The 8,441-nt window shown below is 72.1% G+C and carries 2 protein-coding genes; both read left to right on the top strand.

All coding sequences use genetic code 11. The features are described from left to right. The first annotated feature begins 38 nt into the window (after positions 1 to 38). Positions 39 to 7,088, top strand: a complete 7,050-nt coding sequence (locus tag ACWD4A_RS00075; protein WP_451187259.1) for an SDR family NAD(P)-dependent oxidoreductase — start codon at positions 39 to 41, stop codon at positions 7,086 to 7,088. A gap of 76 nt (positions 7,089 to 7,164) precedes the next feature. Beyond that, positions 7,165 to 8,355 carry a cytochrome P450 gene (locus ACWD4A_RS00070; protein ID WP_451187258.1) on the top strand — a complete coding sequence of 397 codons (1,191 nt, stop codon included), beginning with the start codon at positions 7,165 to 7,167 and terminating at the stop codon, positions 8,353 to 8,355. Positions 8,356 to 8,441: the final 86 nt, after the last annotated feature.

Genomic DNA, 8,441 nt, shown 5'->3' with positions numbered 1-8,441 from the left:
ATCCGGCCTCCATATTCACAGGGAAGGTTTCTCTCGTCATGTCGAACGACAAAAAGCTCGTTGACTACCTGAAGTGGGTCACGGCCGATCTGCACCAGACCCGCCAACGGCTGCTGGAGGCCGAGTCCGGCAAGCAGGAACCCATTGCCGTCGTGGGGATGTCCTGCCGGCTGCCGGGCGGGGTGCGGTCGCCGGAAGAGCTCTGGCAGTTGCTGGACGACGGACGGGACGGCATCTCGGCGTTCCCCACGGACCGGGGCTGGAACCTCGGCCTCCTCGACGGGGACGGAAGCGGCGGCGCGCCGGCCGCGGGCGGCTTCGTCGACGCCACCGCCTTCGACGCCGACTTCTTCGGCATCTCCCCGCGCGAGGCCGTGGCGACGGACCCCCAGCAACGGCTGCTGCTGGAGAGCTCCTGGGAGGCACTGGAGGGCGCCGGCATCGACCCCGTGTCCCTGCGGGGCAGCGAGACCGGCGTCTTCATCGGCACGAACGGCGTCGACTACGTCGGCGTCGTGATGAACTCCCGCGAGGACGTCGAGGCGCACGGCAGCACCGGACTCGCGGGCAGCGTCCTCTCCGGCCGGCTCTCGTACAGCTTCGGCCTGGAGGGCCCGGCGGTCACCGTCGACACCGCGTGCTCGTCCTCGCTCGTCTCGCTGCACCTGGCGGCCCACGCGCTGCGCAACGGCGAGTGCTCGCTCGCGCTGGCCGGCGGTGTGACGGTCCTTTCGACCCCGATGAGCTTCGCCGGATTCAGCCGGCAGGGCGGCCTGGCGGCGGACGGCCGCTGCAAGGCGTTCGCGGACTCCGCCGACGGCACCAGCTGGTCCGAGGGCGTGGGCGTCCTCGTCCTGGAGCGCCTCTCCGACGCCCGCCGCAACGGCCACGAGATCCTGGCGGTCGTCCGTGGCTCCGCGGTCAACCAGGACGGCGCCTCCAACGGCCTGACCGCCCCCAACGGCCCTTCCCAGCAGCGGGTGATCCAGCAGGCGCTGGCGAGCGCGGGGCTGTCGGCGTCCGAGGTGGACGCGGTCGAGGCGCACGGCACGGGCACCACACTCGGCGACCCGATCGAGGCGCAGGCGCTGCTCGCCACGTACGGCCGGGACCGGGACCCCGAGCGGCCGCTGTGGCTCGGGTCGATCAAGTCGAACATCGGTCACACACAGGCGGCGGCCGGCGTCGCGGGCATCATCAAGGTGATCCTGGCGATGCGGCACGGCGTCCTGCCGAAGACTCTGCACGTGGACGCGCCGTCCTCGCACGTGGACTGGTCTGCCGGCGCGGTGGAGCTGCTGACGGATCCTCAGAAGTGGCCGGAGACCGACCGGCCGCGGCGCGCGGGTGTCTCGGCGTTCGGGATCAGCGGCACCAACGCCCACGCCATCATCGAGCAGGCCCCGGCCCCCGAGGAGCCCGGCGCCGGGGACGAGGACGGACCGAAGACCTCGCTGTCGGCCGTGCCGTGGCCCGTCTCGGCGAAGTCCGAGGAGGCCCTGGCCGCCCAGCTGGAGCGGATCTCCACGCTGACGGGCCCTTCCCCGCTCGACGTCGGCTTCTCGCTGGCGACCTCCCGCGCCCACCTCGAACACCGCGTGGTCCTGCTGGCCGAGGACGACGGGACCGTCGAGGTCGCGCGCGGATCGGCCGAGGACAGGTCCGGGAATCTCGCGGTGCTGTTCTCGGGGCAGGGTGCGCAGCGGGTGGGGATGGGGCGGGAGTTGTACGGCCGTTTCCCGGTGTTCGCGGAGGCTTTGGACGCGGTGCTGGGGTATTTCGGTGGTGATGTGCGTGAGGTGATGTTCTGTGATGCGGAGCGGTTGAACGGGACGGGGTTTGCTCAGCCTGCTCTGTTTGCTGTTGAGGTGGCGTTGTTCCGGTTGGTGGAGTCGTGGGGTGTTCGCCCGGACTTTGTCGCGGGGCATTCGATCGGTGAGATTGCTGCGGCGCATGTGGCGGGGGTGTTCTCGTTGGGGGATGCCTGTCGGCTGGTGGCTGCTCGTGCGCGGTTGATGAACGCGCTTCCCGCGGGTGGTGCGATGGTCGCCGTTCAGGCCGGGGAAGGGGACGTTGCCGCGCGGCTGGTGGAGGGTGTGTCGATAGCGGCGGTCAATGGCCCGGAGTCGGTTGTCATCGCCGGTGTTGAGGCCGAAGTGCTGGGTGTTGCAGAGAAGTTGGCCGCCGAGGGTCGTAAGACGCAGCGGCTGTCGGTGAGCCACGCTTTCCACTCGCCGTTGATGGATCCGATGCTGGATGAATTCCGGCGGGTCGCCGAGGGTATTTCGTTCCAGGCTCCGCAGCTTCCGATGGTGTCGAATGTGACCGGCGAGCTCGCTGACGAAGGGCTCGTGTGCTCGGCGGAGTACTGGGTCCGGCATGTGCGGGAGACCGTCCGTTTCGCCGACGGTGTACGTGCTCTGGCGTCCGAAGGCGCTGTGGTCTTCCTGGAGTTGGGTCCGGACGGTGTGCTGACGGCGATGGCCCAGCACAGCCTGGACGACGGCCCGGTGGCGGTGTCCGCGCTGCGCAAGGACCGCCCCGAGGAGACGGCCCTCCTCACCGCCCTCGCGCGGCTCCACGTCGCGGGTGTCGAGGTGGACTGGGCCGGGCTCTTCGCCGGCACCGGCGCCCGCCGTACCGACCTGCCCACCTACCCCTTCCAGCACGAGCGCTTCTGGCCCAGGCCCGCCGCGCTCACCGGGGACGTGACCGGCGCGGGTCTGCTGCCCGCCGAACACCCGCTGCTGGGCGCGATGCTCGCTCTCGCGGACTCCGGCGAGGTGGTGTTCACGGGCAGGCTGTCGCTCCAGACCCACCCGTGGCTCACCGACCACGCCATCGGCGGGAACGTCCTCTTCCCGGCCACCGGCTTCCTGGAACTGGCCATGCGCGCCGGTGACCAGGTCGGGTGCGACAGGGTCGAGGAGTTCGTCCTCCTCACCCCCCTCGTACTGCCGGAGGAGGGCGCCGCACTGGTCCAGGTGCTGATCGGTGCCCCCGACGAGGCGGGCGTCCGCACGATCTCCGTGCACTCGTGCGCCGACGGCGCGCCCGACGGACCGTGGATCCAGCACGCCAACGGCACACTGACCGGCGGGGAGCGGATCGAGGACTTCGGTTCGCAGACCTGGCCGCCGCCGGACGCGGTGGCCGTGGATCTGGAGGGCTTCTACGAGGGGACCGGCTACGGCCCCGCGTTCCAGGGCCTGCGCTCGGTCTGGCAGCGCGGGAACGAGGTCTTCCTCGAAGCCGCGCTGCCGCTCGACGCCGCCGGTGAGGCCGCGTCGTTCGGGCTCCACCCGGCGCTGCTGGACGCGGTGATCCAGTCCCACCGCATGGCCGGTGTCGGCGACGAGGGCCAGCTCCTCATGCCGTTCGCGTGGCAGGGCGTGTCGCTGCACGCGGGCGGTGCCTCGACCGTCCGGGCCCGGGTCACGAGGACCGGCGACGACCGCGTGTCCCTCGCGGCCGTCGACGTCGAGGGCGCGCCCGTGCTGTCGGCGGAGGCCCTGATTCTGCGCGGCACATCGGGACCGGTGGCCCCGGCGTCCGCGCCACGCGGCGCGGAGTACGACATGCTGCTGTCGCTGGACTGGGTGCCCGCCCCCGAGGTGCCGTCCACCGGGGCCCGGTGCGTGGTCCTGGGCGCCGACGGGCTCGGCGCGGGCGCGTCGGTCGCCTCCCTGGCGGACCTCACGGGCCACGAGGACCTGGTGCTGGTTCCCGTGTCCGGCACGGGCGACGACGTGCCCGCCGCCACCCACGAGCTGACGGCCCGGGTCCTGGACCTGGTCCAGTCCTGGTCGGCCGACGGGCGGTTCGCGGACTCGCGTCTGGTGTTCGTCACCTGCGGCGCTGTCGCCGCCGATGAGGGCGAGACCGTACGTGACCTGGCCGCGGGCGCGGTGTGGGGCCTGGTGCGGTCGGCGCAGTCGGAGAATCCGGGCCGGTTCGTGCTGCTGGACACCGAGAAGGACGACCTTTCGGCCACGCTCCCGCTCCTGCCGGGCCTGCTGGCTTCCGGCGAAGAGGAGTTCGTGGCGCGCGACGGTGCCGTGCGGGTGGCACGGCTGGGCGCTCTGGGCGTCGGTGCGGGGCTGCTGCCGCCCGCCGGGGTGCCGTGGCGGCTGGACTCCGGTGCCAAGGGGAGCCTGGACAAGCTGTTGCTCGCACCGTGCCTGGAGGTCCTGGAGCCGCTCGGGCCGGGGCAGGTACGGATCGAGGTCCAGGCCGCGGGCATGAACTTCCGCGATGTGCTCAACGCCCTCGGCATGTATCCGGGCGAGGCCGGGCGGCTGGGCGCCGAGGGCGCCGGCGTGGTGACCGGGACCGGCCCCGGAGTGCGTGGACTGCGCGTGGGCGACCGGGTGCTGGGCATGATGTTCGGCGGCTTCGGCCCCGTGGCCGTGTGCGACGAGCGGCTCCTCGCCAGGATTCCCGACGGCTGGTCGCCCGCTCAGGCCGCGTCGGTGCCGCTGGTCTTCCTGACCGCCCTGTACGCCCTGAAGGACCTCGCGGCCCTGAAGCCCGGCGAGCGGATCCTCGTTCACGCCGGTGCGGGTGGCGTCGGCATGGCGGCCATCCAGCTGGCCCGTCACCTCGGTGCCGAGGTGTTCGCCACGGCGAGCGAGGGCAAATGGGACACCCTGCGCGGACTCGGCGTCCCGGACGATCACATCGCGTCGTCCCGCACCACCGATTTCGAGCAGCGGTTCCTGGAGGTCACGGACGGCCGTGGCGTCGACGTGGTGCTCAACGCCCTCGCCGGTGAATTCGTGGACGCCTCACTGCGGTTGACCGCTCCCGGCGGTCGCTTCCTGGAGATGGGCAAGACCGACATCCGCGACCCGGAGGCGGTCGCCGCCGTCCGCTACCGCGCCTTCGACCTCGGCGAGGCCGGCCCCGAGCGGACCCAGGAGCTGCTGTCCGAGCTGCTGGAACTGTTCGCCGCCGGTGTCCTGCGCCTGCTGCCGGTCGCGACGTGGGACGTGCGGCGGGCTCCCGAGGCGTTCCGCCACATGAGCCGGGCCCAGCACATCGGCAAGATCGTGCTGACCATGCCGCGCACGTGGGCCGCGGACGGCACCGTCCTGATCACCGGAGGCACGGGCGGTCTGGGCCGTGAGCTGGCCCGTCACCTTGTGACCGAACGTGGCGTGAAACACCTGTTGCTGGTGAGCCGGAGCGGCCCGGAGGCGCCGGGCGCCTCCGAGCTGCGCGACGAGTTGGCCGACCGTGGTGCCGAAGTCCGTGTCATCGCGTGCGATGTGACGGACCGTGAGGCGGTGGCGGGGCTCGTGGCCTCGGTCCCGGCCGAGCACCCGCTGACCGCGGTGATCCACACCGCCGGTGTCCTCGACGACGGCGTGGTGACCTCGCTGAACGCCGAGCGGATGTCGGGTGTGCTGCGTCCGAAGGCGGACGGCGCGTGGCATCTGCACGAGGCCACCAAGGACCTCGACCTGGCCGCGTTCGTGCTGTTCTCGTCCATCTCCGGCGTCATGGGAACTCCGGGACAGGGCAACTACGCGGCGGGCAACGTCTTCCTCGACGCCCTGGCCCACCACCGCCACGCACAGGGCCTGCCCGCCCAGTCCCTGGCGTGGGGCGCGTGGGCACAGGGCAGCGGAATGACGGCCGCGCTGACCAAGGCGGACATGCAGCGCATCGCCTCGTACGGGGCGTCGCCCCTCTCCGTCGAGCAGGGGCTGGCCCTGCTCGACGCGGCGGGGGCGTGCGACGCGGCCCACCTCGTCGCGCTCGGCCGCGCCTCCGGGCCGGTACGGGCCGCCGGTCCCGTACCGCCCGTACTGCGCGGCCTGGTCAAATCCGGCCGCCGCGCCGCCGCCGCGGCCACCGGTGCCGGCACGGCGCAGCAATTCACCCGGCAGCTCGCGGAACTGGGCGAGGGCGAACGCGCCCGTCTCGTGAACGACTTGGTACGGAGCGAGGCCGCGGCCGTGCTGGGGCACGCGTCGGACCGGGGCATCGAGGTCCACCGGGACTTCTTCGAGCTGGGCTTCGACTCCCTGACCGCGGTCGAGCTCCGCAACAGGATCGCCGCGGCCACCGGGCTGCAACTGCCCGCCACCGTGGTCTTCGACAACCGGACCCCCGAGAACCTCGCCACGTGGCTGCGCAGCGAACTCGCCGCACGGCCGGGCCCGGACGGCTCCCCGTCCGGCGCGGCGCCCGGAGGCCCGGCCGCCGGGCAGGAAGTGGACTCGCTGGAGCGGATGTTCCTCGACGCCGTGGAGAACGGCAGGATCCTGGAGGCCCGGCTCATGGTGAAGGCCCTGGGCGGCATCCGCCCGACCTTCGAGAGCACGGCCGAGCTGGAGGACCTGCCGCTGGCCACCACGCTCGCCGAGGGCCCCGGCAGGCCCCGGCTGATCTGCGTCAGCACGCCCACCGCCAACGGCGGCGTCCACGAGTACGCCAGGTTCGCCGCGTCCTTCCGGGGCAGGCGGCACGTCAGCGCCCTGCCGCTGATCGGCTTCGCCGCGGGGGAGCGGCTGCCCGCAACGGCCGGGAGCGCGGCCAGGGTCATCGCGGAAAGCGCGCTGCGCGCGAGCGACGGCGAGCCCTTCGTCCTGGTCGGACACTCCTCCGCCGGAGCGTTCGCCTACGCGGCCGCGTGCCTGCTGGAGAGCACGTGGGGCATCAAGCCCGCGGCCGTGGTGCTGCTGGACACCCTCAGCATCCGGCACGACAACGCAGCGGACAGCGAGGACCACGACTACCACGGCCTGATACAGCACTTCTTCACGGTCGACGAGGTCTCCCCGGTGCGGATGACCAACTCCAGGCTGTCCGCGATGGGCTGGTGGATGAGCCTGCTCAAGGGGCTCGACGTGCAGCACACGACCGCTCCCGTGCTGACCCTCCGAGCGGGGAGGCCGGTCGCCGGTCTCGGGCCCGCCGCGGCCGGGTCCGACGGTCCGGGCGGCGAGGAGAAGCCCGCCCTGATCCCGTCGGCCTGCGTCCGCACGGTCGACGCCGACCACTTCTCCATCGTCAAGGAGCACGCCGCACCGACCGCGGAGACCGTGGAGGACTGGCTCGGCTCCGTCGGCGGAGCGTGACAGCACCGCGACGACCCACGCCATGACCGACCGCCGAGCGATCAGTTCCGACCCATGCGTGAAAGGCAGACCTTCCATGACCGCTTCCCCCCAGGACCTCCCCTCCCTCAGTCTTGAGACGCCTGCCTTGTTGACGGTGAGCCCGCTCCTGCGCGAACTCCAGGAACAGGGGCCGGTCTGCCGGGTGCGCACCCCCGCCGGGGACGAGGGGTGGCTGGTGACCCGCCACGCCGAGCTCAAGCAACTGCTGCACGACGAGCGGATCGGCCGCTCCCACCCCGACCCGGCGAACGCGCCCCGGTACGTCAGGAGCGCCTACCTGGACCTGATGATCACCGACACCGACGCCGAGGCCGGACGCCAAACGCACACCGAGTACCGCCGGCTGCTCACACCGATGTTCTCCGCCCGGCGGGTCCGCGACATGCAGCCGCAGGTGGCAGCGGTCGTGGACGCCGTACTGGACCGGTTCATCGCCCAGGGGTCGCCCGGCGACCTGCACGGCGGCGTCTCCGCACCGGTCGCCCTGGCGGTCCTCTGCGACATCATCGGCATCCCCGTGGAGAACCGCGAACAGCTGACGACGCTGCTGTCCCAAATGGCCCTGCTGAACGACCGCGAGGGCGTGGAGCGCGGACAGCGCGGCCTCTTCGCGTTCATCGAAGGACTCGTCGAGCAGAAGCGGACCACACCCGGCGACGACATCATGACCCGGCTGACCGAAGGAGGGCTCCCCGAGGCGCGCGTGGCACCGCTGGCGGTGGGCCTGCTGTTCGCCGGGCTGGACAGCGTCGTCACGATCATGGACGACGGGGTGGTGCTCCTGAGCACCCACCCCGAGCAGCGCGCGGCGGCACTGGCGGACCCGGACCTGATGACGCTCGCCGTGGAGGAAGTGCTGCGGGCGGCCAAGGCCGGCGGATCGGTCCTGCCGCGCTACGCCTCCGAGGACGTCGAGATCGGCGGGGTGACCATCCGGTCCGGGGACCTGGTCCTGTTCGACTTCAGCCTCTCCAACTTCGACGAGCGGGCCTACACCGAACCGGAGCGGTTCGACATCACCAGGTCCCCCAACCCGCACATGACCCTGGCCCACGGCATCTGGCACTGCATCGGCGCCCCCCTGGCGCGCATCGAGCTGAACACGGTCTTCACCAAGCTGTTCACCCGCCTGCCCGACCTGCACCTGGTACGTCCGGTGGACGAGCTGCGGATGCTGGACGGCCAGCTCTCCGGCGGCCTCACCGAACTGCCGGTGGCCTGGTAGACCGGACCGCCCTCTGCCCGGCGACGGCCTTCACCGCGCCGTCCGGGACGTCGCCCGTACGCACACCTCGCGCCCGCCACGCGACC

The organism is Streptomyces sp. NPDC002537 (assembly GCF_053594975.1).
The sequence above is the reverse complement of the archived record's forward strand: the minus strand, read 5'-3'. Positions and strand labels throughout refer to the sequence as shown.

Coding starts and splice junctions, on each gene's coding strand:
- ACWD4A_RS00075 (WP_451187259.1), top strand. CDS start 39: ATGTCGAACGACAAAAAGCTCGTTGACTACCTGAAGTGGGTCACGGCC.
- ACWD4A_RS00070 (WP_451187258.1), top strand. CDS start 7,165: ATGACCGCTTCCCCCCAGGACCTCCCCTCCCTCAGTCTTGAGACGCCT.